Raw genomic sequence first — 26127 nt, 5'->3', positions numbered from 1 at the left:
ATTAATCTTCGAAATTACCCGTAATCTCGCAGATTTTCACAATCACATCGACGGCTTTCTGCATCACTTGAATCGACACAAACTCGTGAGGACCATGGAAATTCACGCCACCGGCAAAGATATTCGGGCAAGGAAGCCCCTTGAAGCTGAGCTGTGCGCCGTCGGTTCCGCCACGAATAGGCTCCACCTTGGGTGCCACCCCATTCTCTTGCATGGCACGAAGCACAATATCTATGACATGCATGTTGGGGTCGATTTTCTCCTTCATGTTGTAATATTGGTCGTGAATAGCGATGGAAACGGTGCCTTCGCCATATTTCTCGTTCATCTTTTCGACGCAACGCTCCATGAAATCCTTGCGGTCTTCGAACTTCTCGCGGTCGTGATCACGAATGATATAGTTGAGTTTCGCCTCCTCGGTGCGGCTCTCTATGCCCAACAAATGATAGAAACCCTCATAGCCTTCAGTGGCTTCGGGGATGTCGGTATCGGGTATCATGCTGTTAAATTCGCACGCCAAACGACTGGCATTCACCATCTTCCCTTTGGCATAGCCCGTGTGAACGCTCACACCTTTGATGGTGACTTTGGCACCGGCCGCATTGAAATTCTCATATTCCAAGTCGCCTAAATCGCCGCCATCCATCGTGTAAGCCCAGACACAACCAAACTTTTCGACATCGAAATGGTGGGCACCGCGCCCAATTTCCTCGTCGGGATTGAAACCAACGCGAATATCACCATGCTTGATCTCGTCGTGGTCGCGCAAGAAACACATGGCCTGCACAATCTCGGCAATGCCGGCTTTGTCGTCGGCACCCAACAAAGTGGTGCCATCGGTGACGATAATGTCTTCGCCAACATGCGCCTTCAGCTCGGGAAATTTGGCCACCGTGGAGACCTTTCCGGGCGAGAGCGTGATGTCGTTGCCGTCATAATTCCGAATGATGCGCGCCTTCACGTCCTTGCCACTGGCATCAGGACTCGTGTCATAATGCGAAATAAAACCGATGGTGGGCACCTTTTTCTTGGTGTTTCCCTTCAAGGTGGCGTAGATATAGCCCATCTCGTCCATCTCAACATCGCTCAAACCCTCGTTCTCGAGCTCTTTCTTCAGGTAGCGGGCAAAGTCTAATTGCTTCGCCGTGGAGGGCACACTTTCCGATTCCTCGTTCGACTGTGTGTCAAACTTGGTGTAATTCATAAATCTTTCTGCAAGTTCCATTTGCTTTTATCTTCATTCCATTAAATTTCGTTTTCCACCACTCTGCGTCCTTTTTCCACCGCAAAGGGCATAGGCAAAGATACGACAAATCGGGCTATTTGCAAAATAAATGAGCCAATAACATTTGCAATACCCAATTATTATTCGTAAATTTGCACGACTTTGGCTCCGTAGCTTAGCTGAATAGAGCGTCAGATTCCGGTTCTGAAGGTCTTGGGTTTGAATCCCAACGGGGTCACTTCATCTCGGGATAGGCGGGCATTTCGCATATGAAATGCTCGCTTTTTTGTCTGAATATTAACAGGAATATGCGCCACACGCAGCCAAAAGAGTTGCCACCACCTACTGAAAGCAGCTCGAAAGGCTACCAAAAACTTTTACTTTCTATGCACTTCGACAACCTTCCCAAGATGGAACACGGCAAGCCAAAAGCAGTATTCGCCATTCGCATCCAGCTTAGCCTCATCATCATCGCTCACCGAAAAACGCGCGAAATGTCCCTCCTTGTCTGTCAAGGGCTCAAAAGTGATGTCCTCAATCTCAACAATGGCCGTGTCACGCGCTTTCGCATAGCCAACAGCAAGCGAGAGATATTCCCACTTTTGATTGGCAACATAGGGATAGACACCATTGTTCCAAATGCAAAGATCGCCGAGCAAAGGGTTCTCTGCATCAATCAATCCCGAGTGATATAAAGGCCATCCCTCCTCATCCACCTCCAGATATTTCTTATAGGTGGTGTTTTTAATCTCGCGATACTCCTCTTTCTTCAGCCCTGCTACAATCGCATCAAAATACACTTGTTTGATAGTGAGGTAGAGGGTGTTCTCTTTTGTTGGCTTCATATTTTATTCGTTTTATGGGCTATACAGGTAAAAAGCAGAAGGCATTGCCCTTATTCCCATCGCTTCTCACACACAAAAACGCCATCATGAAGCATTGATAGCCATTCGGGAAAGCATCTTCATGTTGCAAAAATAAAGAAAATAAACGAACGAAACAACATCAAAAGCACTAAATGAGCAGTACCCTGCCGCACCAATCGCGGTAGCCAGAGATAAAAAGCACTAAAATTCACCATTTGTAACCTTTACCCCAGGGCAGAGATTTGCACGCAATTACCTTGCAAAACAGCAGCAATCTCTGGCAAAAGCAGTCCACATTACCAACAAAATGCGCCGCCTTTGCCTCCGCAACGCGAGGATAGCGATATCCGAGCGGCCCTGAATAGGGACAGCACATCGCCTTCCGCACACACAAAAAGAACCACTTAAAAAGGTCAAACCACTATCTTCGGGTGATTTTAAGCTTCGTTTATTTGCACAATACGCAAAAGAGTATTACTTTTGCAATACCCCACCAACCGGGACGATGCCACGCTTTGGCACTGCAACGGAGTGGATATAAGCACCGAATACCGACAGCATGCTGATCCACAGGATGGAAGAACGCTCGTGAGCTTGCATCATCGCGAGGGTTATAAACATATGGGCAGACACAAACCACTGTTCCCCACGCAGGGAACACAACAGGAAACGATATGGAAGAAAATGTAAAACAGCAGAAAACGACAACCCGCCAGGTGTTGGCCGATGTCTATGAGGAGGTCAATTGGGCCTATTTAGCCAAAAACTATTTCGGCAAATCGCGCTCATGGCTCTACCACAAATTCAGCGGAACAAACAATGGTGTCCCCGATGACTTTAGCGATGTTGACCGCGAACGGCTGAAAAGCTCGCTCCAAGACATTGCAGAACGCATCAGGCAAGCGGCAGATAGGCTCTGATGTGTAGTCTGATCATCGCGCATGGAACGCCACTGTACACACTTTGTGATGGGGCATTTCCACTGCTACACCATCGAAAACAGCGCTTAAAATAGAAAGCCAAACATTGTAAAAACAATTCACCATCAGGGAGCGAACAATACTAAGCTGAGAACCCCGTGTGAATAAGCCTCACACAGCAGTATGCCATTCACGCAGATAGGCCGTCCCCTGTTCGCCATCTACCCATGAAGTGTTCCTCCTCCCCTATCCCTTTTATTTTCAATATAAAAGCCTTTGTTTCTCGTTTATTTTTTATACATTTGCACATGCAGAACGGAAATGCTACAAACCAAACTGTAAGGAAATAAGCATTGACAATGCATGATGCTCACTTTTGACGCGTAAAGAACAAACCGCAGCGCACGTTTCACTGGCAAACGGCACCACGTCGATGCACGCATTGTCCCTCAACACAGGGCGAAATTTACTTCAAAGCGGTGGGGTTGCGCATGGATTATAGGCCGCTTCCGATGTTTACACACGTCGGAAGGAGGCAGAAGTATGTCCACTTACGGCGCAACACACGCATTTCCACCATCTTAACATCAAGCAATGAAAGATTTTAAAGACCTGAAAATTGCTGTCGCCGGCACCGGATATGTGGGCCTCAGCATGGCCACCCTGCTGGCACAGCACCACGAAGTGATGGCCGTTGACGTCGTTCCCGAAAAGATCGACCTCATCAACCATCGCCAGTCGCCCATTCAAGACGATTACATCGAGCAGTATCTGCGCGAGAAACCTCTGCGACTGACGGCCACATTGGATGCCGACATGGCCTACAAAGATGCCGACTTTGTGGTGATTGCCACACCAACGAACTACGATCCGGCAAAAAACTATTTCGACACCACCCACGTAGAAGAGGTCATCGACAAGGTGCTCAGCGTCAATCCGTCGGCCACGATGGTGGTCAAATCCACCATTCCCGTGGGCTATACGCGCCAGTTGTATGTGAAATATGCACAGCAAGGCGCAGCGCAATTCAACCTGTTGTTTGCACCCGAGTTCCTCAGAGAGAGCAAAGCCCTCTACGATAACCTCTACCCCACACGCATCATCGTGGGCTATCCCAAGCTCATCCCCGGCGAAACGGCTGAGAATGAGGCCATCAAAAAGGTGACAAGTCCCGACAACATGCGCCGACAGGCCGAGGTTTTTGCCCGTCTGTTGCAGGAAGGTGCCCTCAAAACCGACATCCCCACCCTCTTCATGGGCATGAAAGAGGCCGAGGCTGTGAAGCTCTTTGCCAACACCTATTTGGCACTTCGCGTGTCTTATTTCAACGAATTAGACACCTATGCCGAAGTAAAAGGCCTTGACACTCAAGCCATTATCAACGGCGTTTGCTTAGACCCTCGCATCGGAAATCACTACAACAACCCCTCATTTGGCTACGGAGGCTACTGCCTTCCCAAAGACACGAAGCAGCTGTTGGCCAACTATCAGGACGTGCCCGAGAACTTAATTCAGGCCATTGTCGAAAGCAACCGCACCCGAAAGGACTTCATTGCCGATCAAGTGCTCAAGCGCGCGGGCTACTATAACTACAGCGAAGAGACCAATTATGCGCCCCACGACGAGCGAGAAGTCATCATTGGCGTCTACCGTCTGACGATGAAAAGCCACTCAGACAACTTCCGTCAAAGCTCCATCCAGGGCATCATGAAGCGCATCAAAGCCAAAGGTGCCCGCGTAATCATCTACGAACCCACCCTCGACGATGGCACAACCTTCTTCGGAAGCCGCGTCGTCAACGACCTCTCGCAATTCAAATCCCAAGCCAACGCCATCATTGCCAACCGCTACGACAGCGCGTTAGACGACGTAAAAACGAAGGTTTACACCCGAGATTTGTTCAGAAGAGATTAGAAAGAGAGGCAGAACGCCCTTCTTCACATCCCACCTTGCCCTTTGATAACGAATGCAAATCTTTCCTTTCCAATCGCTTGTGATGCTCAAAATAAAGGATTATATTTGCACCTTATAATAATGGAGGATAGCAATATGGAAAAAACAGAACGCAAAAAAGAAGAGGCCATGGCTCGTTTCATGGCTGCTAAACATAAAAAACAGGCCTACCTTCAGGCTTTAGAAGCACGGATGAAGGCCGAATACGAGCAACGTACGGGGCAAAAAGACTGTCATTTCGAAGTGTTATGAATAGCTTGTTGATTGAAAATATCAACAAAACAGCCCCCTATACGGTCGTTCCTATGGCTGATGGAATGGCTTTTGAGTTTTTCACCAAGCATGATATACACTATTCTGTGAGCTTCCTTTATGATGATGCGCTCATAAAAGAAGGTGCATATCAGCTTGTTATAGCGAACATCAACAACAGAAAGTCGCCCAATGACCCTTCCGTAAAAGAAACTGTTCTGGCTATTGTAGAAGAATTTTTTAGGGCTAACAATGCTGTCATGCTCTATATTTGTGAAACAGGTGATGAGAAACAGTCTATGCGAAACAGACTCTTTGAAAGATGGTTCTCTACCTTTCAAAGAAAAACGCAGTTCACCTGCCTATCCTCTTCTATTGTCGATGAAGACGGTATCATCAACTATGCCACAATCATTATTCGCAATGATCATCCCCACTTGGTAAAAGTACTACAAGAATTCAGTGCAACCATTGGGCTTCTTGGGCAGAAACCTGAATGACAACGCCATCATTGCCAACCGCTACGACAGCGCGTTAGACGACGTAAAAACGAAGGTTTATACCCGCGATTTGTTCAGAAGAGATTAGAAGGAGGAAACAATTAAATAAAAATACGATTCACTTAAAGCAACACTTATGATTACATTTATGATTCAGGCGCGTGTTGGTTCGACACGATTGCCCAACAAAATTCTCTTGCCTTTTTATCAAAACAAGTGTATTCTGCAACTGTTGCTTGACAAGCTCAGGCAAGTTGATGGCACAAACATCGTCATTGCCACCTCGAAAGCTCCACAAAACGACGCCATTGAACGCTTAGCCAAGCAAGAGAACGTGCAGTGTTTCCGGGGTGAAGAGAACGATGTGTTGCAACGATTCATCGACGCTGCCCACGTTTTTGATACAGAACGACTCATTCGCATCTGCTCTGACAATCCCTTTTTAGAGCTTCATTCCATCAAAGAATTAGTGGAGAAGGCGCAGCAGAGCAATTGCGATTACATGAGCTTCAACATCAATGGCACCCCATCCATCAAGACACACTATGGCTTTTGGACAGAATATGTGACGCGCAAAGCCTTGGAACGAGTGAAAGAAGCTACGCAAGAGCCCCTTTATCACGAGCATGTCACCAACTATATTTACAGCCATCCCGACGATTTTTCTATCGAATGGATTGATGGGCCTGCTATTTTGGCGGCCCATACGCACGTGAGATTAACCACCGACACGCCGTCTGATTTCGAGATAGCACAACAGGTTTATGGTGCACTTTGCAGCAAAAACCCCTATCCTTCCATTGAGGAGGTCATCAATTTCTTAGACCATCACCCTGCGCTCTACCAAGAAATGGAGGCACAAATCAAGCAAAACAGCAAATAAACGCAACGATATGGAATCGACATATATAATAGGTGAGATTGGACAAAACCACAATGGGTCGGTCGACATCGCCAAGTTGCTCACCGAGTTAGTGGCACGTCCCATCAAAGAAGATGATTTCGGCATTGACATTCAGCCCATCAATGCAGTGAAACTAACCAAGAGAGACCTATCAGAAGAGCTCTCTTCATCGCAAATGAACCGCCCGTATGACAACCCAAACTCGTTTGGAAAGACCTACGGAGCGCACAGAAAGTTCTTAGAACTCAGCGATGAAGCACACTTTGAGGTGTACAAATATGCCAAATCTTTAGGGTTAGACTTCGTCGAAACGCTATGTGCCAAAGGCTGTTTGTCGATGCTTCGCCTCTTCACACCCGACAGATTAAAGGTGGCCAGCCGCGATTTAACCAACCTGCCACTATTAGAAGCCTTGGCCGAAACGCATATACCAATCATTCTTTCAACGGGCATGGCGGGCAAAAAAGAATTGGATGAGGCATTAGCCGTCATCACAAAATACCACGACAACATTGCCATTCTGCATTGTGTGTCGCAATATCCCACCGAGCCCGATAATCTTAATCTGCTCACTATCCGCTATTTGCAAAAGCATTACGGGCAATATACCATTGGTTTTAGCGACCACACGATAGGCATTGCCGCACCGATTGTGGCCGTAGGGATGGGCGCAAAGATTATCGAGAAGCACATAACCATCGATCGTGGCATGAAAGGTACCGACCAAAAAGGCTCACTTGGCCCCGATGGTGTGCGCAGGATGGTGCGCGATATCCGCTTGGCCGAGCATTGGATGGGCACAGAAGACCTTTATATCGACCGCAGTGTTGCCGCCTCAAAGGTGAAACTTGAACGCTCCATTGCATCGAATAAAGATTTGGAAGTGGGACACATCATCACCGAAGATGACATTCACATGCTTAGCCCCGGCGATGGTTTTAAATGGGCAGAACGCACGCAACTCATCGGAAAGACGCTCAAAACGGCCGTTCCCAAAAACGAAATTATTTATCCTAAGTATTTGGATTGATGACAAAGCTCCCCAAAATTATCCTCACAGATATTGATGGTGTGTGGACCGATGGCGGCATGTACTACGACCAGACGGGCAATGAATGGAAACGATTCAACACTGCCGACAGTGCGGGCGTGCTGTTTTCTCACCGCCTTTCCATCCCCGTTGGCATCATCACTGGCGAAGATACCGAGATTGTTGCACGCAGAGCCAAGAAACTAAAGGTGGATTTTCTCTATCAAGGCATCAGCGACAAATTGAAAGTGGTGCACGAGATTTGCCACGAACTTCATATCACCCTTGCCGAAATCGCTTATATCGGCGATGATTTAGGCGACCTGTCTGTGCTTAAAGCCGTGCGCGATGCCGGGGGAATCACGGGCGTTCCGAGTAGCGCTTCGGCCTATATCCGCCCCTATAGCAGCATTGATTTAGAGAAAAAAGGAGGCGAAGGTGTCTTCCGAGAGTTTGTTGAACGCATCATTATGAATGCAAATCGTGAATTGCCATTGACATGAATACAACCGAATTAGAAGCTATTTTCGACGAGCTTTGGCCCTTAAACCGAAGTCTTTCGGGCGAAGGTAACCGTCAGTCTTTCGCCATTTTGAATCGCTATATGCCCTTCACTATGCGCGAAATCCCCAGCGGAACCACCTGCTTTGATTGGACTATTCCTCCCGAATGGAACGTAACCGAGGCATGGATTAAAAACGATAAAGGAGAAAAAGCTATCGATTTCAAAGACAATAACCTGCATCTTTTGGGCTATTCTATACCAATTCACGAGACAATGTCATTCGAATCGTTGCGCAATCACCTCTACACTTTGCCCGATTTCCCCGACGCTATTCCCTATCGCACATCCTATTATGCACGGCGATGGGGCTTTTGTCTGTCGCAAAATCAATTCGACAAGCTCGACAAAGACGCCCAGTATGAGGTGTTCATCGACAGCCGTTTAGACGAGAAAGGCAGCATGACCGTGGGCGAGGCCACCTTAAAGGGCGACTCCGAGAAGTGCGTTTATCTCACCTCTTACATCTGTCATCCCTCCATGGCCAACAATGAATTGTCGGGACCGCTGCTGCTTTTGGAACTCTATCAACGCCTAAAGCGCAAGCATCTGCGCTACACCTATAAGTTTTTGCTCATGCCCGAGACCATCGGAAGCATTTGGTATCTCTCTGAACACTATCGGGAGATGCAGCAAAACACACGCGCAGGCATCGTTCTTACCTGCGTAGGCGACCGCGGAAACTTCTCGTTGAAGAAGTCACGAATAGGCGATTCCGACATCGACCGCATCGCAAGCTATTACATTCAGCAAAAAAAAGGCACACTCATCGACTTCTTTCCTTCGGGCGGAAGCGACGAACGACAATACTGTTCGCCCGGCATCAACCTTCCTTTCTGCTCCATCACGCGAACGATGTATGAGCAATACAAAGAATATCACACGTCAAAAGACGACAAATCTTTCATCTCCTTTGATGCCATTTTGGGCTCAGCCGACCTGCTTGAACGCATCATCGACACCCTCGAGAACAACGAAACGTTCGTCAATCTCATGCCCTATTGCGAAGTGCAATTAGGCAAACGAGGGCTCTATCCCACGTTGAGTGCCGTGGGAAACAAGTCGGATGAGCTGAAGGCCATGATGTGGTTGCTTAACTATTCGGACGGCAAACACACCCTTTTCGACATCATTCAGAAGTCAAATATTGACCTTGAGAGCTTTCTTGCAGCACGCAATCGCCTGTTGGAACACCACATTATTGAACGAAAATCATGACGCAACCCTTTCAACAGTCAACGCCATCTATCTTCGTTGTCACCTCCCCTTTTCAAGCGCTTTGTGCATTTAATGCCATCAAAGCATTTGAAATCACCGACTATCGCTTCTACTTAGCACTCATAGAAGATATTCGTAATGAGCAACTCTTTACGCTTTTCCAACAGCAAGGCATTGCTTATGAGGTCGTAAATGTCGAGAAATTAACGAAAACAGACCGCTTACAGTTCCTCTTACCCCACTTCTCGAGATACAAAAGATTGTTTATTGGCGATGCACGCAACATCTCTCAATACTTCATTGGCCTGTCGAAAGTGAGCAATGGTGGCTGCATGGTCTATTTAGATGATGGCAACGACAACATCTTTCTGCTGAAAGGACATCAGCCCGAAGTAGAGAAACGGGTGCAGTTATTCCAATCTTTATTCGCATGGGCATGCAAAGTGCGGGGCATTAACAACCACAACAACATCTACACCGTCTATGGAGATATTCCCAATCCTGCCTTCCATATTCGGCAAAACGATTTCCAACAGGTGGCCCATCAGCAGAATCATGGCGACTTGCGCAACGTCTTTTTCATCGGAACCAACTACGATCGCTTTTGCGAACCGGGCAATTTACCACTCGATGGGGTGATGCACAACTTAGAAACCACTTTCAAGGCGTTGCAAGAACAATATGGAGACCGCCACACCGTCTACTATATTCCCCACGGAAGAGACACCCACGACTTGCCCAAAACACTCTGCGAAAAGTACAACGTGCAATATGTGCGCCCCAAAGTAACGGTGGAGCTCTTCCTCGCTAACCTCGGTTACCAGCCCTTTTACGTGTTGGGCTACACCTCAACAGCGCTCTATAACATCAAATTGTTGTTTCCACAGACCCGCATTGAGAACGTGGTTTTCAACGTAGAAGCCTCCAACGACTTCATCAAACAAATTGAAGTTGTCACCGATTACTACGAACATCATGGCATCAAAACCATCTATGCCGAAGAGAAATAGGTAAGTTCTGCCGTATAACACTATCAACTCAATGTAAATTTTTCAGTTCTCTGAGAACTATTTGACCTATATTTCATGTTTCTCCCTTCGATTTTAAACCGCTTTGCAAGTAATAAAACGCTGATTAATGGCTCGCTCTACTCACTTTTTTCATTCTTTGGACAAGGCTGTAACTTCCTCATTCTCATCTTAGTAGCAGGCTATATCTTGCCCGCCGATTACGGAAAGCTCAGCATTTTCAGTACGATTGCCACCTTTATGGGCTATTTCATCGGCCTTTCCACCTATGGATATGTGTCGATTTCCTACTTTCGCGAGACCTATTCCGTATTCAAAAAGGACTTCACCGCCATCTTTTTCATCCATATTCTGTCGCTCCTGGTACTCGCATTGGTAGCAACCTTGCTCACCGACAACATGGTAAAGGCATTAGAAACGACACGTCCATTGCTCTTTTATGCACTGATCATCTCCTTTGGCAACATTCTTTTCAACATCCATCAAGACTACCTTCGCATTCAAGAACGGCTGAAAAGCTATGGCATTTGGAGCATGGCTAACGCCCTTTTAAACTTTGTTCTCACGATGGTTTTCGTTCTTCTACTCAAACAAGGATGGCTTGGGCGCATCAATGCACAATGGGTTAGTATCACCATTTTGGGACTATTAGCTTTCTTTTCATTCTACCATGCTCAGCTCTTCAGCGTCGATTTCTCCTGGAAGCGCTATAAAACAATAGTCCTTTTCGGTCTTCCAATGATTCCACATTTGGCTACAATATGGATAAAACAAGGTTTAGACCGCTACATCATCAATTATCATTACACCACATACGAAGTGGGAATTTTCAGCTTTGCCATCAGTTTGGTCACTGTGATTGTCATGATTGGGTCGGCATTCAATGCCACCAATTCCGTAACACTCTATCAGATTTTGGGCAACAAAACAACTTCAAATGTAGAGAAGCACATGGCGTTGCGCCGGCAAACCAAGACGATTGCCCTCGTTTATATTGCAGCAAGTGCGGCTTATGTGCTATGCATTGTCCCCATTTGCTATCTGGCATTGCCCAAATACACGCCAGCCATCCCCTATTTTCTTATTCTTTGTGGCTACGGGCTCTTGCAATGTTTCTATTTTCTCTATTGCAACTACATGTTTTTTTATAAAGAAACAAAGCAACTGATGTATATCACCTTTGGCTCATCCCTGCTGCATCTCACGCTATCTCTGCTGCTTACGCAATATTCGCTCTATTTAACGGCCATCATCTACGTGCTAGTTCAAGCCGTCATCTTAGTGCTCGTGAGACACTATGCACGCCGGATTTTGCAACAAAATCTGCCACTTTCTGTGCAGTAACATTCATAAAAACTCATCAAACAGCATGTCTTTAGCCATCTGCGTCATCTGTTATAATCGCATAGCACCCTTAAAACGCGTGCTGAAATCGTTGGAAGCGGCACATTATGATGCCCCCATTCCACTCATCATCAGTATTGACAAGAGCGAAACAACGGCCATTGAAGACTTCGTTGAGGCCTACCATTGGCCACATGGAACACTCAAAGCCATCAAGCATCCACACAATTTAGGGCTCCGAGCACACGTCTTGGAGGTGGGAAAACTGCTGAATGATTATGACGCGCTCATTGTTTTAGAAGACGACATCACCGTTTCGCCCTATTATTATCAATATGCTTGCCAAACCATTGCCCAGTATCAGGATGATGAAAGAATAGCGGGTATCAGCCTATACAACTTCCCTGTGGACTATCAGAATGGTCTTCCGTTCACACCTTTGCAGACAGATGCCGATGTTTATTTTATGAATTGTGCACAATCGTGGGGACAAATTTGGCTGAAAAGGCAATGGCAAACCTTCATGACCTGGTATGAAACGCATCACGATGAATTTCAACTCGATTACCTTCCACAGGCACTTAACGACTGGCCCAAGAGCTCTTGGCTGAAATATCACACGCGCTATTGCATCGAAGAAAATAAATATTTCGTCTATCCCTACCAAGCATTGTCCTCCAATAACAATGATGCAGGCACACATGTTGGGCAAGAAGAGGCCAATATTTTTGCCAGTTCGCTGCAGGTTTTGCCTCAAAAAGCCTACCGATTGCCTGCGCTTGATGAGGGCATAGTGAAATATGATGGTTTCTTCTCACCCACTTTTTTAGCCCACTATCTCCAGCTTTCAGAAGACGATTTGACGGTAGATTTCTGGGGGAAACGCAAACTCCAGCATGTCAAGCGCTATCTTCTAACCACCCGGTCGCTTCCTTTTAAGGTCGTCAACAGCTTTGGTTTGCGCTATCATCCGATGGAAACGAACATCATACTGCAAGAGAAAGGGCAAGAAATCTACCTTTACGACACGCACACCAAAGGCCGAAAGCCGAAAGCGATAAACCCCATTACGTTGCTGCAATACAGTTATCGGCTCAAGATACTATCCTTATTGAAGTCCGTTGGCATCGCCAATCTCGTCATGATGGTGTGCAAACGATGGTGTAAAAAACTCATAAAATGATGCATTGCTGGATGAAACAGTTTCTCAAACGATGGGTTCTCCGTCTGAAATGGCGCGGGAAACTTCAGCTTGAACAGGGTTGCGACATTGCTTTACAGGCTCAATTCGAAGGCATGAACAAAATTTATAGCCACAGTTCCTTTGGCGGAATCCTCGGCTATGGTTCGTATATTGGCCATCATTCGAGCCTAACGGCCCAAATAGGCCGCTTTTGTTCCATCTCAAACCACGTGATTTGCAACCACGGCATCCATCCTTTCCAAGCACCTTTCGCCACTACTTCGCCCTGTTTTTTCTCACTTCGCAAGCAAAACGGAGCCACTTTCGCTACCCGACAAATGTTTAACGAATTGCGAACAACCGATGATGACAAACGTTTTGGTTGTGAAATCGGTAACGATGTATGGATTTGCGAGGGAGTATTCATCAATGGTGGCATTCACATTGCCGACGGAGCGGTAGTGCTTGCCCACGCCGTTGTCACGAAAGATGTTCCACCCTATGCCATCGTGGGCGGTGTTCCGGCTAAAATCATCGGCTACCGCTATGACGAAGCAACGATAAAATGGCTACTCAAGGTGCAATGGTGGAACAATCCTATTGCCTGGTTTAGAGCGCATTGGTCACTGCTTTGCGACATCAATAAGCTCAAAGCCTATTACAACAAAGCATAAAAGATTACACGATTCATCGCATAACAATCGTTCTTGCACATACATTCGATTTTAACTTAGTCACTTTAACTTAGTCACTCGAGTGACTAAGTTATTCAAAAGCGCTGAAAACAAGGTTGTTAGCAGAATTAACTTAGTCACTTTTCTTAGTCACTGATAGAGAAAAAGTGACAAAGTTAGGAGCAAAAGTAGCAGAAATAAAGGGCTTGATGGAACTAACTTTATCACTTATCTTAGTCACTAACGGAGAAAAAGTGACAAAGTTGTGAACCCAAGCAGAACATCATGCCGCAAAGGCCACACCGCAGGGTGAAGTAATTCATACGTAATTATCACGCTTTATCGTGCAAATTGCCTGCAAATAGAATAGCTTTTATGTATCAATTCATACGCTTTTTCCAACTGAGACACAAGGTCATGCAAGTCTTTAAAGGCATAGTCTCAACAACTAACGCATAAGAAGACAGCGAGACCAACGATGTTATTACGTAAAATCAAAGCCAACTGGCTCTATATTGTGGTTTTTAGCACCTTCTGCTATAGCTCCATAGAACTTGGCGTTTTGCTGCTAACGCTGCTTTATCTCATTCGCCATTCGCTGGTGAGAGCGCCCCATGTGCTGGTTTATTTAACGCTGTTCTTTGCCTATTCTGTCGTGGTGGCAACCACCATCTTGGGCTATCCCATGAGCAAGGGCTTGCAACAATATGGGCTACTCACCCTCTACATCCTGATTTACTATAGTCTTTTGTCACAGCAAAAGGCCCATATCGAGGGGCTATTCATCGTCTATTTGAAGGTAGCCAAGGTGGTTGGTCTGCTCGGTTTCATCGAACTTTGTGCCTATGCTGCCACACATATCGACATTTTCTCGTTCACTTTGTGGGCAAAAACCAATACCGAGGTGGCATCACACATCATTCGTGTGCATAGCACCTTAGCCGAAGGCGGTTATTATGGCACCATTCTAAGCCCGTTTATCGCCTATATCATCCTCTATAAAGATAAATTCCATCTTTTCAAACGGTGGCAATTGGTGCTCATCTTCACGAGTTTAGCATGCTCCTTATCGACCATTGCATTCATTACAGCTGCCATTTGCCTGTTCAAATGGTTCTACCGACGGGTGAACAAAGGCATTTTGTTCAAGATGATTGGTGCTTGTGCCATAGGAATCGTCATCTTCTTTGTTTCAACAACAAAGCAAAGCGATTCTGAAAAAGGATTTAGTGGCATCATGCTTAGGTTTCAACAAACAGCCACAGCCTTGTCGAGTTTGAACAACATTTATGTCATAGAGAGTTTGAATAACTCGTCGTATGCCCTCTTAGCCAATACCTATGTGGCCACACATGCACCGCTGCGATGGACTGGAACAGGCTTAGGTACGCACAAACTCAACTACCATGCGGTGTATCAATCCAACAGACCACTCTATGGACTCAACGATGAGGATGGCTATTCGCTGTTCAATCGCTTGCTATCGGAGACGGGAATTCTCGGACTCCTCGTGTATATCGTGTTCCTATTCAAATGCAGGAGCAAGCAATCTATGATTAACACCTGCGTGCTCTTCTATCTGTTGGGCACCTTTATCCGTGGAGGGAACTACTTTGTTTATGGGATGATTTTTTACAATATGCTTTATTATTTCTCCTATAAAGAAGCCAAAATAACACAACGATTACGACTAAGAAACGAAAAGAAATGAGCCCTAAGATTTCAATTATCATTGCAACTTACAACGCAGGCAAAACGCTTGCACGCTGTTTGCAAAGCATTCGCGAAGAAAAGACCAACGAGATTGAGCTCCTTGTGATAGATGGCGGGTCGAAAGATAATACCCTCGACATCATCAACGCCTATCAAGACACCATCGATTATAGCAGCTCCGAGCCCGACAAAGGTATTTATGATGCCTGGAACAAGGGCATTACCCACGCCAAAGGCGATTGGGTGATGTTTATTGGCGCCGATGATTATCTCGTAGGCAACGCGTTATCAGACTATCTTAACTTGCTTCAACAACAAGATTGTGCAGCTTACGACCTCATTTGCGCCAAGGAACTATTGGTAGATGCGTCGGGGAAAGTGCTCAAAACCATTGGAGAACCCTATCAATGGGACGATTTTCGCAAACAAATGCTGATAGCCCATGGAGCATCACTTCACAACAAAAAGCTCTTTCACGAGGTGGGATTGTTTAGCTTACACTACTCCATCTGCGCCGATTATGAATTTCTTTTACGAAAGAAGCTCAAGAGTTTGTTTGTCAATGAGACCGTCCTTTGCATGCAAGATGGCGGCGCAAGCACCACTTATCAAGCCGTTTGGCAGGCCTTTCAAGTGCGCAAGCTACACCATTCCCTGTCACTTCCGCTCAACCTTTTCTATTTTTGTAAAGGCATAGGAGCGATTACCCGCAACCGATTGATGCACTAACGTTACGCCATCATGCAAGTAAAAAATATCATTGTCTATAATGATTATGGACATATTTATGGGGGTGCGGGCAAAATCGCATTCGATAGCGCTCTTGCGTTGGCGCAGAAAGGCTATCATGTGGTGTTCTTTTGCGCCACAGGTCCCATTGACTCGAAGCTCGAAGCACACGGCATTGAGGTGGTTTTCCTCAATCAAGCCGATGCCCTTTCCGATAAAAATAAAATGGCTTCTGCATGTAGAAACATTTGGAACAGCAAGGCCTATCGCGAGAGTCTCAAATGTTTAGCGCAATATAGTCCACAAGACACCGTGGTGATGGTGCATGGTTATGTAAAGACTTTGTCGGCAGCTATCTTCTCAACCTTTAGAAAACGGCAGTTCAAAACCATTCTGACCTTGCACGATTACTTCACGGCTTGCCCCAATGGTGGGTTCTTTAACTACCAAAAGAATGCATGTTGCACCTGCAAAGCCATGTCCACTCGCTGCGTGTTAACCCATTGTGATTCGCGCAATTACGCCTATAAGCTCTATCGATGTGTGCGCCAAAGCGTGTTAAACCATTGCCTACATCGTGCGAAAAAATATATCCATGCCTACGCTGTTTCGAAGTTATGCAAAGAAAAATTGCGCCCCTATGTAACGCAGTTTGCCACGAAAAGCGGCGTGCTCTATAACCCTATAGAGATTATCACAAATGAAAAGATTGATATAACGCACAACGATGCTTTCCTGTATGTTGGGCGATTGTCTGAAGAAAAGGGCATCCATGACTTTTGTAAAGTGGTGACCGAACTGCAATTAAAGGGTATTGTCTTGGGCGATGGCTATTTGCTTGAGGACTTAAAACACCAATATCCTAACATCACCTTTGCGGGTTGGGTGAATGGAAAAGACAAGATGACCTATTTAAAACAAGCCAAATGCCTCATCTTTCCGTCAAAAGTGAACGAGACTTTTGGGCTGAGCGTGGCCGAAATGCTGTCGATTGGGGTGCCGTGCATTGTGCCTTTAGGTTGTGGTGCAACTGAATTAATTCAGCCACATGGCAATGGATTGACCTATAAAATGGGCGATTATGATGGCTTAAAGGCAGCCGTTGAACAATTCAATCAAACCGAAATAGCCACATGGGCCGCACGAATGGCAACACAACAGTTGCCCGATTTCTCGATGGCAACCTACCTTTCAAACGTAGAACGCATCTTCAACACGCTATAAACACCTGTTCCTTATGATAACAGTATCTATCGTTACCTTCCACACCGCAATAGAAGAGCTTCAAAAATGCTTGCAATCGCTCACATCTTCGCACATTGAATGCATCTTCATCATTGACAATTCGCAGGAAGATTATATTCGAACATTCTGCGCAACGCAGCCCAAAGTTGAATATGTCCCGCAAGACAACATCGGTTATGGTGCCGCACATAACATCGCCATTGCAAAGTCCATTGCACGCCATGCCACCTATCATTTGGTGCTCAACAGTGATGTTTATTTTACGCCCGATAGCATTAACGCCATCGAAAGCTATATGAATGAGCATCTCGATGTGGGACAATTGATTCCCAACACCATTTATCCCGATGGACAATTGCAACATGTTGTGCGGTTGTTACCCACACCTGCAATACAAATCTTACGGCGATTCCTGCCTAAAACATGGTTTCAAAAGCAGAATAACCAATTCCTTTTAAGAGATTGGAAGCATGACAAACCGCTCAATGTGCCGTTTCACATGGGCTGTTTCATGTTTTTTCGCAACTCCATATTGCAAGAAGTGGGTGGCTTTGACGAACGCTTTTTCATGTATATGGAAGATATTGACCTCACCAGGAGGGTGCATCGAAAGGCCAAAACACTCTTTTGGCCAGCGATAACCATTGTGCACAATCACCAAAGGGCATCGTATAAGAATCGCAGACTGCTCAAAATTCATATCCAAAGTGCCATCCGTTACTTCAATAAATGGGGGTGGTTGGTGGACAAAGAACGCACAAAATGGAACCAAATGGTTATGAAAGAAATCAATAAACAATAAATCATTTTATAAATAACAGCATCATTATGACACTCAACAAAGACAGTAAAATATACATTGCGGGGCACAAAGGGCTCGTGGGTTCGGCCATTTGGCGCAATTTAGAGCAACGGGGTTATCGCAATTTGGTGGGGAGAAGTCACCGAGAGTTGGATTTAACCGACCAGATAGCGGTGCGGAACTTCTTCGATAGTGAGCGACCTGATGCCGTTGTTTTGGCCGCAGCATTCGTCGGAGGCATCATGGCCAACAGCATTTATCGCGCTGATTTCATCATGCAAAACATGAAAATGCAATGCAATGTGATCGAGAATGCCTATCTCCATGGCGTGAAAAAACTGCTATTCTTGGGCTCAACGTGCATCTATCCCAAAGCAGCGCCACAGCCAATGAAGGAAGATGCGCTGCTCACCTCGCCGTTAGAATACACCAATGAGGAATATGCCATCGCGAAAATCGCGGGACTAAAGATGTGCGAGAGCTACAATTTGCAATACGGAACCAACTATATTGCCGTGATGCCCACCAATCTTTATGGTCCCAATGACAACTTCCATTTGGAGAATAGTCACGTGATGCCGGCCATGATGCGCAAGATTTATTTGGCCAAACTCATTCACAATGGCGATTGGGAGGCCATCAAAACCGACATGAACAAGCGCCCCATTAACCCCACAGATGCGCTGAGAAGCATCATTGGTGAGGGCAATGTGGATGGCAACAACCCGCAGGAACGCATCTTGAAAGCATTGGCTTTCTATGGCATTGAAGACAACAAAGTGACGCTTTGGGGCGATGGAAGTCCGCTTAGAGAGTTCCTTTGGAGCGAAGATATGGCCGATGCCAGCGTACATGTGCTGCTGCATGTCGACTTCAAAGACATCATCGGCATCGAGAAATACTCATCGGTGTTCTATGGTTCAAAGGTCGATGGTGCCGTAGACCGCAACAATTCCGAAGGTCGTGGCGGCGCAATTCCCGCCTTAGGTGAGATTAGAAACTGCCACATCAACGTCGGATCGGGCAAGGAACTCACGATTAAAGACCTCGCAACGAAGGTGGCAAAGGCGGTCGATTTCACTGGAACCATCGTTTGGGATGCCTCGAAACCCAACGGAACACCCCGCAAACTCATCGACGTGGAGAAGCTACATCGCTTAGGATGGCACCACAAAGTGGACATCGACGAGGGCATCTCGCGCCTCTATCAATGGTATAAACGCAGTTTGGAACAACCGTTTTAACCGATGAAAAGAATTAACAAATAGCATCATATCGTATGAAACTCTATCCTTTATTATTCGAACCCAACCTCCATGAAGTGGTTTGGGGCGGAAAGAAACTAACGAAGTGGAAACAATTACCTGCCCATGAGCAGCCCGTAGGCGAGTCTTGGGAGGTGAGTTGTGTGCCCCAATCGGTGTCAGTCATTGCCAATGGCGAGGCCAAAGGCATGGATCTGGCCACCTACATCGCGCAACAACCTGCCGCAGTGTTGGGCAAAGGCGTGGCCAAAGCTTACGACAACCAGTTGCCCTTGCTTGTGAAATTTATTGACGCCAAGCGCAACCTCAGCATCCAAGTGCATCCCAACGACGAGATGGCCGCACGCCTATTCCACAAAAAAGGCAAAAGCGAAATGTGGTATGTCATATCAGCTGAGCCCGGAGCCTATCTCTATGCGGGCTTCAAAACGCCCATCAATGCGCAAGAATATCGTCGCCTCATTGCCGAAGGTGACATCACAACCGTGCTCGCTAAGCACCGTGTTCACCCCGGAGACGTGTTCTATATCCCTGCCGGACGTGTGCATGCCATCGGCGAAGGCATCGTGTTGGCCGAGATACAGCAAAGCAGCGACCTCACGTTTCGCATCTATGACTACGGCCGTTTGGGCATGGATGGCAAGCCACGCGAGCTGCATACCGACTTAGCTGCCGAGGCTTTAGACTACAATGTCTATGACAACTATCGCACCACCTACAGCCATGAGGCGCTCAAGGCCAAGGAAGTGCTCGCCACCCGCTATTTCAATGTGCGCGTAGTCGACACCGAAACGCCCTTCCATCGCAACCTTTTGAAATATGACAGCTTCATCATTTCACTCTGTATTGAAGGCGATTGTAAAATAAAAATACGCGAAACGGGCGACGAAATCACTCTCCGCGAAGGCTATTCCTGCCTCATTCCTGCCGCCATTGCCGACTATGACATCATTCCTTTGGAAGAGAAAACCAAGGTTATCGATGCCTATATCGACAGCAAACAATTGGAGAAGTAAATCTCCTTAACCCATTATCGCCATCGGTAGCAAGCGGTTGAAAGAAAATCCTACTACCCTATTATAAAAAGGTGCACCAAGAAGTGCACCTTTTTTATATGCCTTTGCCACACATCATCCTGCCATAGCGCGTGTCAGCACATTGCTTTACAAGCACATTCCTATGCCCATCTTACAGCTGATAGGCCACACCCACTGTGCCAAAGATGGGATAAAGGGTTTGTTCGATGGTTTTAAAGCTGCGATGGTGCACGCCTGTTAAGCCCCAGTTGAGGTCGAGATAGCCACCCAAACGGTTGGAAAACCACCAGTCGGCACCCGCCATCACACCCCATTGCGTGCGTCGCATGCTGTCAGAGAAGTCGAAATCGCCACGCTGTCCGGCATCCTTTCCGATGTTAATGCGCGGACCTGTGGGCGAACCCACGCGCAGATAGCCGTCATGAGCATAGCCATCAAAATGGCGAGAGAGCACGTATGAGAAATAAGGGCCAGCCTTTAAGCGCAGTGTTTTGCCCACATGTGCCGTGGCCAGCAATGGGATGGTGAACATCCATTCGTTCACTTTCGTGCGCACATCGCCCGTGAATTGTCCCTCAAGATGCTGTCCGCCACGATCCATCGCCATGTGATAGTTCTTCACTTGCGCATCCACATCCATACCTTTGTTCTCCAATCGTAGCCCCAACAGCACACCCCAAAACGGTGTCATGCGCCGTTCGGCATCCAAACCCAATTGGAAACTCGGCGTCAGCCGATAGCGATTGAGCTTGCGAATGCTGGCTGGAAGCCCCACAGGTGACGTACCTCCAATAGAAAAACCAGCACGAGCGCTGTACTGTAGACTATCCATCCATGCTGACTGTGCACAGCTCGCCCCCGCAAAACAAGCGATAAACAGCGCGAGAAAAATTCTTTTTATCTTCATTGTTGTTCCCTTTCACAAATCACACGCACATGGTCAATCTTCAAAGTCGACCCTACAGCGCCAATAAAATCGGCTCCCCGCTTGCTCGATGAGAACACCAAAGCCAAGCTATAGCCCTTGTTCTCGAGCACATCGAGATCAATCTCACGCGTATAAGTGAACGCCACTTCAAATGCCGTCCACGTCGCTTGCGGTGCCACATAGCCCAAATCAGCACGCGCGACGATGGCCGATGATGTGTTAATATTCGTACCATCAATCACCACTTCATGCCCGGCTGCATCATGATTGCGATAGAGCACGGCATAAATGGCGGCGCTATCTTTGATATCGGTGCGCTCATGATTTTGCTTGTCGGTCACCGTTTCGCCTGGCGTATATTGGTAATAACCCGTGAAACGCAGCGGCTTGCGGTCAAAAGGATGGCCAAACTGTGTGGCTTTCAGTGGTGCCATGGCAGCATTTTGCGTATCGAAAGTGCCATAAAATAGGTTACCAGCGGCGATAGGACTGCCAAACATGGCACCCAAAATGCCCGTACTTCGCGTTGTGAGCTGCACGCCTTTGCCGTCATAACCTTCGACCGACTGCGTGGGATAAACCGATGAAGACTGCCCATAAGCCGTCAAAGCAAAACCGCCATTGCCACTGGCCCACAGCGTATTCAAGCTGCCATTTTGCGCTTCTTGCCACGTGTCGTAATCGGGAAAACCTTCACCAAACGTCTCTTTCTTCACATGTTCGAAATCGAAACGCACTGTGTCGCCCACCATCCTCGCCACGTTTTGTATGCGCAAAGTATAGGTGCGGTGGTTCTGTCCATCCTCAGAAGTCACGGTGTACGTGACAGGTCCCTGACTGAAATCGTGCACCGAACCATTGGCAGGCGTGATGGTTGCACCAGGAGTGAGCACAAATGTGGGTGCATAATGTGTCACCGTGTTCTGCCGTCGCGTCTCCACCACAATATTGTTTTGTGCAGAAGGTACTTCAACCAGCCCGTCGGTCACATTATAGAACACTTGCATAGGATAATCAACCACTATGCTTACTTTTTCAATATCGGCCTCAGCATTGGGCGCTTCGTCCTTAAAACAGGAGCTCAACAACGTGCACGCCACCGCCATGCAGGCCAGCTTTGCATTGATATTCATAGATGATACAATACCTTTAAATATGATTTTTAGGCCAACAAAGGTATAAAAAAAGTGACAAACTGCCGCATGTCCCTCCGTTTTTGCACCAATGCAGCCATTAAAAAAAGCGAGATGCCCACACAAAAGCACACAGATTGTGTGGTAATCACTATGGCATCGGTACGAAAAACCATCCACTTTACCCACTAAAGTCGCTCACATTGCTTGCCCACGCCATAGCCCAGTCATAACCAGACGGCACAACAGGCTTTGCAATCCATCAGAACACAAGGCATCTATACACGAAAAATGATCTGCAAAGAAAGCATAAAACGCAGGAAAACACAATAGGAGAAGACCCACAAGCCGTGCTCATTATCATCGCGTACGATGTTTTGATAAAAGACGTTAAATATAGATGATCACTATTGCAATGCTCATCTAAAAAACATATCTTTGCAACAGCTTAGAAAAAGCAGTGCGATACAACGCTTGATAAAAACAAAAATGCAGAATATGAATCATAAAGACATCCTTTTAAAAGCCATGCGAGAGGCTGGCGAACCGCTGAATGCTGGGCGCATTGCCGAACTTTCAGGACTCGATCGCAAGGAAGTAGACAAAATCATGAAGCAACTCAAGGCCGAAGGTGCTATCGTTTCGCCTGTGAGATGTAAATGGACTGTCAACGAATAATATCGCTCCAAATCATCAAAAAAGACGCTTTCAATTCATAAACATAACATCACTTTACTAAAAAAGGCATGACACCGACGTCGATTTTTTCGGAAGAGGTGACATGCCTTGTATTATTTTGTGCAGAGAAGTACTATGGTGTGTAACCAAAAAGGAACCCACATCACCAACAGCTGCACCCATCAGAACGCAAAAGGGAGCAGTCCATCCAATGGATGAACGCTCCCACTTATGCTAAAAATGCAACGGTATACGCTTATTTGTTTACCGCATCTGCCAATTCTGCACCAGCTTTGAACTTAGCAACCTTCTTTGCTGCAATCTTAATCTTTTGCTTTGTAGCAGGGTTAATACCTTCACGAGCGGGCTTTTCGTTTACACTGAAAGTGCCAAAGCCTACCAACTGAATCTTGTCACCAGCTGCAAGTGCATCTTTAATAGCTGCTGTTGTTGCATCCAATGCCTTCTTTGCATCTGCTTTTGTGAGGCCTGCGCCTGCTGCAATCTTGTCGATTAATTCTGTCTTGTTCATAATTTCTCGTTTAAAAAAATGAATGTTATTAATGAAATTCTCTGTTTATGGGGGCAAATATAGGCTATTCCTTTCATTCAACAAACAAAAACACAAAAAAAATGCACTGAAAACTGAAAAATAACTTGAAAAGCCTTGTTTTACCATGCAATAAGGGATATTTTTCGTAATTTTGCACTATTAAAAAGCAATTACATAGCATTTAAACAATAGAGCATTATGATGCGTATCACACCCGTTACGAGATTCCTTTTATTAGTCAATATAGTGGTGTTTTTCTTCATGTCCAGTTCACTTTCAACGCTGGTTCCGTTATTTGACTTTCAGGATTTAGAAGACATGCTGGGCTTACATTTTTTCTTGGCCCCTCATTTCCGTTTCTATCAACTCTTCACCTACATGTTTGTGCATGCTGGCTTCACCCACATCCTATTTAACATGTTTGGTCTATGGATGTTTGGCCCCATTTTGGAACGAGTATGGGGTGGACGCCGCTTTTTGTTCTATTACCTCTCGTGCGGTTTGGGTGCTGGTTTGTTTCAAGAGGCGGCACAATTGGTGCAATTCTATGCCCTAATGTCGAGCCAAGTGCCCCATTTTGCATTGTCAAACCTGTTGTTCTATGCCCAGGAAGCGGGTGTAGCGCTCAACACTTGGACCACCGTTGGCGCCTCGGGTAGCATCTTTGGTGTGCTTTTAGGTTTTGGAATGCTCTTTCCCAACGAGCGCATGTTCATCATTCCTATCCCTTTTCCCATCAAAGCCAAATATCTTGTGGGTGGCTATGCCGTGGTAGAACTGTTACAAGCGCTGTTTATGAAAGGCGACAACGTGGCGCATTTGGCTCACATTGGGGGCATGGTGATTGGCTTTTTCATGATTCGCTATTGGCAGAAACATTCCGCCCAAGGCTATCAAAACTATGGCAACGGCCATTCGTTTTTTGAGCAACTGAAACAGAAAATGGGAAACAACGGCGGCAACAACCATTGGGGAAGGTCTACTCACTCGCCGTCAAACGGCACCATGGGCGACCGAAAAGCCGACTGGGATGACAACGAACGCAAACGAAAGGCGCAAGAAGAGATTGACCAGATTTTAGATAAAATCAGGAAAAGCGGCTATAACAGCTTGTCGGCTGACGAGAAACGACGCCTGTTTGAACAAAGTAAACGACCATAAACGCCCACACCATGCTGGTAAAGCTCAAACGCATCACCGTGCAGCTCCTTATGGGAGCCAACCTCAGCACCATTCTCTTGATGCTGTTTATCGGCTATTCCGACCGCTTCGATCCCACGAAACACCAGCTATTGGCCAATGCCGGCTTGGTGTTTCCAGTGGTGTTGGTAGTGAACTTTGCATTTTTGGTGTTCTGGCTTTGCACTAAAAAGCGGGTGGCTTGGTTGCCGTTTGCGGGCTATGTGGTGTGCTACGGCCCCATCAGAGCCTATTGCCCGGTGAATATTCCGCAAGATGTTCCATCCCAAAGTCTCAAGGTGATGTCGTATAATGTGTGGAGCTTTGCAGGCTGGGAACGCCATGCTAACGGCAAATTCCCCATCTTGGAGTATATCAAAGCGCAACATCCCGACTTGCTTTGTCTGCAAGAAGCCATGACATACGAGATAGGGCAGGCGCGCGTTGACTCGGTGTTGGACAAGCTTTTTGCCTATAAAGACACGCTGAAGTTTTCGGCACAGAGCGATGTGATTGCGGTTTATAGCAAGTATCCCATCCTCTCCCACGAGCGCATCGCCTATCCTTCGCGCGGCAATCTCAGTGGGGCTTTCTATATAAAGATGGGGCGCGACACGGTGTTGGTCATCAACAACCATTTAGAAACGACGGGGCTCTCGAACGAAGACAAAAGGGAGTTTCGTTCGATGATGAAGGGGAAGTTGGATGGCGGCGCTGCCAAACGCACCTCTTACAGGCTCATCGACAAGCTTGGCGAGGCCTCTTCGAAGCGTGCTGTGCAAGCCAATGCCGTAGCAAAATATGTCAACAGCCACTTAGACCACAGCATTATCCTCTGTGGCGACTTCAATGACACCCCCATTTCCTATGCCCATCATACCATCGGGAAACATCTTACCGACTGCTATATCGCTGCCGGTAACGGGCCAGGTGTGAGCTATCACAAGGCCGGCATGTATGTACGCATCGACCATATTATGGTGACGCCCGACTGGAAACCCTATCGTTGCGTGGTGGACAATCGCATTAAAACCTCCGACCACTACCCCATCATTTGCTGGATGAAACGGGTAACGAAACCATAAAAATAGCAATTTCACAACAATAAATTTTATGGAGTGCGGTTTTTTTACTATTTTTGCACGGCTATATTATAAAAGATGTGGCCTACGGATGCGCGGAAAAACAATGAATAAATAATAAACA

The 26127-nt window shown here is 46.6% G+C and carries 26 protein-coding genes and 1 tRNA gene; 22 read left to right on the top strand and 5 right to left on the bottom strand.

Features of this window, described 5'->3' with window-relative positions; translation table 11 throughout:
• Position 1: 1 nt before the first annotated feature.
• A complete protein-coding gene (pepT, locus tag X919_RS0114300; protein ID WP_028900698.1) occupies positions 2-1225 on the bottom strand; it encodes a peptidase T in 1224 nt (407 codons plus the stop codon).
• Between the two features lie 164 nt (positions 1226-1389).
• Between pepT and X919_RS0114295 the strand changes: the two genes are divergently transcribed.
• Positions 1390-1463: transfer RNA gene (locus tag X919_RS0114295), tRNA-Arg, on the top strand.
• A 139-nt stretch (positions 1464-1602) separates the two neighbouring features.
• Here the strand turns inward: X919_RS0114295 and X919_RS0114290 are convergent.
• The gene (locus tag X919_RS0114290) at positions 1603-2070 is read right to left on the bottom strand and encodes a hypothetical protein (protein ID WP_004381081.1); all 468 of its coding nucleotides are present in this window, start codon (positions 2068-2070) and stop codon (positions 1603-1605) included.
• A 695-nt stretch (positions 2071-2765) separates the two neighbouring features.
• Between X919_RS0114290 and X919_RS0114275 the strand changes: the two genes are divergently transcribed.
• The 18 genes from X919_RS0114275 to X919_RS0114185 all read left to right on the top strand — a co-directional run bounded on the left by X919_RS0114275 (position 2766) and on the right by X919_RS0114185 (position 20429).
• The gene (locus tag X919_RS0114275; RefSeq protein ID WP_028900696.1) at positions 2766-3011 is read left to right on the top strand and encodes a DUF5053 domain-containing protein; all 246 of its coding nucleotides are present in this window, start codon (positions 2766-2768) and stop codon (positions 3009-3011) included.
• A 594-nt stretch (positions 3012-3605) separates the two neighbouring features.
• Positions 3606-4925: a nucleotide sugar dehydrogenase gene (locus X919_RS0114265; RefSeq protein WP_028900695.1), complete on the top strand. Its 1320-nt coding sequence runs from the start codon at positions 3606-3608 to the stop codon at positions 4923-4925.
• Between the two features lie 135 nt (positions 4926-5060).
• Complete coding sequence (locus X919_RS16775) at positions 5061-5216, top strand: hypothetical protein (protein WP_004381072.1); 156 nt, start codon at positions 5061-5063, stop codon at positions 5214-5216.
• Positions 5213-5716, top strand: a complete 504-nt coding sequence (locus tag X919_RS0114255; protein WP_028900694.1) for a DUF6169 family protein — start codon at positions 5213-5215, stop codon at positions 5714-5716. The genes X919_RS16775 and X919_RS0114255 overlap by 4 nt, the downstream gene beginning before the upstream one ends.
• 136 nt (positions 5717-5852) lie before the next feature.
• Positions 5853-6599 (top strand): cytidylyltransferase domain-containing protein, encoded by a 747-nt coding sequence (locus X919_RS0114250; RefSeq protein WP_036918125.1) that lies wholly within the window; start codon positions 5853-5855, stop codon positions 6597-6599.
• A 10-nt stretch (positions 6600-6609) separates the two neighbouring features.
• On the top strand, positions 6610-7650 hold the full coding sequence (locus X919_RS0114245; RefSeq protein ID WP_028900692.1) for an N-acetylneuraminate synthase family protein: 1041 nt from the start codon (positions 6610-6612) through the stop codon (positions 7648-7650).
• Complete coding sequence (locus X919_RS0114240) at positions 7650-8153, top strand: KdsC family phosphatase (RefSeq protein WP_028900691.1); 504 nt, start codon at positions 7650-7652, stop codon at positions 8151-8153. Before X919_RS0114245 ends, X919_RS0114240 begins: the two co-directional genes overlap by 1 nt.
• Positions 8150-9430 (top strand): DUF4910 domain-containing protein, encoded by a 1281-nt coding sequence (locus X919_RS0114235; RefSeq protein ID WP_028900690.1) that lies wholly within the window; start codon positions 8150-8152, stop codon positions 9428-9430. The genes X919_RS0114240 and X919_RS0114235 overlap by 4 nt, the downstream gene beginning before the upstream one ends.
• Positions 9427-10440 carry a hypothetical protein gene (locus X919_RS0114230; RefSeq protein ID WP_028900689.1) on the top strand — a complete coding sequence of 338 codons (1014 nt, stop codon included), beginning with the start codon at positions 9427-9429 and terminating at the stop codon, positions 10438-10440. The genes X919_RS0114235 and X919_RS0114230 overlap by 4 nt, the downstream gene beginning before the upstream one ends.
• A 75-nt stretch (positions 10441-10515) precedes the next feature.
• Positions 10516-11802 carry a lipopolysaccharide biosynthesis protein gene (locus X919_RS0114225; RefSeq protein ID WP_028900688.1) on the top strand — a complete coding sequence of 429 codons (1287 nt, stop codon included), beginning with the start codon at positions 10516-10518 and terminating at the stop codon, positions 11800-11802.
• A 25-nt stretch (positions 11803-11827) separates the two neighbouring features.
• Positions 11828-12985: a glycosyltransferase family protein gene (locus X919_RS0114220; protein WP_028900687.1), complete on the top strand. Its 1158-nt coding sequence runs from the start codon at positions 11828-11830 to the stop codon at positions 12983-12985.
• A gap of 11 nt (positions 12986-12996) precedes the next feature.
• On the top strand, positions 12997-13659 hold the full coding sequence (locus tag X919_RS0114215) for a CatB-related O-acetyltransferase (RefSeq protein ID WP_028900686.1): 663 nt from the start codon (positions 12997-12999) through the stop codon (positions 13657-13659).
• 478 nt (positions 13660-14137) lie between these two features.
• Entirely contained in the window at positions 14138-15370 is a 1233-nt protein-coding gene (locus X919_RS0114210; RefSeq protein ID WP_028900685.1) for a hypothetical protein, read from the top strand.
• Positions 15367-16101 (top strand): glycosyltransferase family 2 protein, encoded by a 735-nt coding sequence (locus tag X919_RS0114205; protein WP_028900684.1) that lies wholly within the window; start codon positions 15367-15369, stop codon positions 16099-16101. Before X919_RS0114210 ends, X919_RS0114205 begins: the two co-directional genes overlap by 4 nt.
• Before the next feature lie 12 nt (positions 16102-16113).
• A complete protein-coding gene (locus X919_RS0114200; RefSeq protein ID WP_028900683.1) occupies positions 16114-17325 on the top strand; it encodes a glycosyltransferase family 4 protein in 1212 nt (403 codons plus the stop codon).
• A 13-nt stretch (positions 17326-17338) separates the two neighbouring features.
• On the top strand, positions 17339-18148 hold the full coding sequence (locus X919_RS0114195) for a glycosyltransferase family 2 protein (protein ID WP_028900682.1): 810 nt from the start codon (positions 17339-17341) through the stop codon (positions 18146-18148).
• Positions 18149-18174: 26 nt separating this feature from the next.
• Positions 18175-19392 carry a GDP-L-fucose synthase family protein gene (locus tag X919_RS0114190; RefSeq protein WP_028900681.1) on the top strand — a complete coding sequence of 406 codons (1218 nt, stop codon included), beginning with the start codon at positions 18175-18177 and terminating at the stop codon, positions 19390-19392.
• A gap of 35 nt (positions 19393-19427) precedes the next feature.
• Positions 19428-20429 carry a type I phosphomannose isomerase catalytic subunit gene (locus X919_RS0114185; protein ID WP_028900680.1) on the top strand — a complete coding sequence of 334 codons (1002 nt, stop codon included), beginning with the start codon at positions 19428-19430 and terminating at the stop codon, positions 20427-20429.
• A gap of 172 nt (positions 20430-20601) precedes the next feature.
• Here the strand turns inward: X919_RS0114185 and X919_RS0114180 are convergent, their stop codons facing one another.
• On the bottom strand, positions 20602-21357 hold the full coding sequence (locus tag X919_RS0114180; protein WP_155949747.1) for a porin family protein: 756 nt from the start codon (positions 21355-21357) through the stop codon (positions 20602-20604).
• Entirely contained in the window at positions 21354-22511 is a 1158-nt protein-coding gene (locus tag X919_RS0114175; RefSeq protein ID WP_028900678.1) for a PCMD domain-containing protein, read from the bottom strand. Before X919_RS0114175 ends, X919_RS0114180 begins: the two co-directional genes overlap by 4 nt.
• A gap of 498 nt (positions 22512-23009) precedes the next feature.
• Here X919_RS0114175 and X919_RS0114165 point away from each other — a divergent pair, with 498 nt between their 5' ends.
• Complete coding sequence (locus tag X919_RS0114165; protein WP_028900677.1) at positions 23010-23189, top strand: helix-turn-helix domain-containing protein; 180 nt, start codon at positions 23010-23012, stop codon at positions 23187-23189.
• Between the two features lie 256 nt (positions 23190-23445).
• On the opposite strand, the gene X919_RS0114160 is transcribed toward X919_RS0114165, so the two are convergent.
• On the bottom strand, positions 23446-23724 hold the full coding sequence (locus tag X919_RS0114160) for an HU family DNA-binding protein (RefSeq protein ID WP_256380407.1): 279 nt from the start codon (positions 23722-23724) through the stop codon (positions 23446-23448).
• A 216-nt stretch (positions 23725-23940) separates the two neighbouring features.
• On the opposite strand from X919_RS0114160, the gene X919_RS0114155 reads away from it, so the two are divergent.
• Positions 23941-24903: a rhomboid family intramembrane serine protease gene (locus X919_RS0114155; RefSeq protein WP_028900676.1), complete on the top strand. Its 963-nt coding sequence runs from the start codon at positions 23941-23943 to the stop codon at positions 24901-24903.
• Between the two features lie 11 nt (positions 24904-24914).
• Positions 24915-26006 carry an endonuclease/exonuclease/phosphatase family protein gene (locus X919_RS0114150; protein WP_028900675.1) on the top strand — a complete coding sequence of 364 codons (1092 nt, stop codon included), beginning with the start codon at positions 24915-24917 and terminating at the stop codon, positions 26004-26006.
• Positions 26007-26127: the final 121 nt, after the last annotated feature.

It is taken from the genome of Prevotella sp. HJM029 (genome assembly GCF_000599605.1).
GTDB lineage: Bacteria > Bacteroidota > Bacteroidia > Bacteroidales > Bacteroidaceae > Prevotella.
Note: the sequence above shows the minus strand (reverse complement) of the source record. Positions and strands in the feature narration are given on the sequence as shown.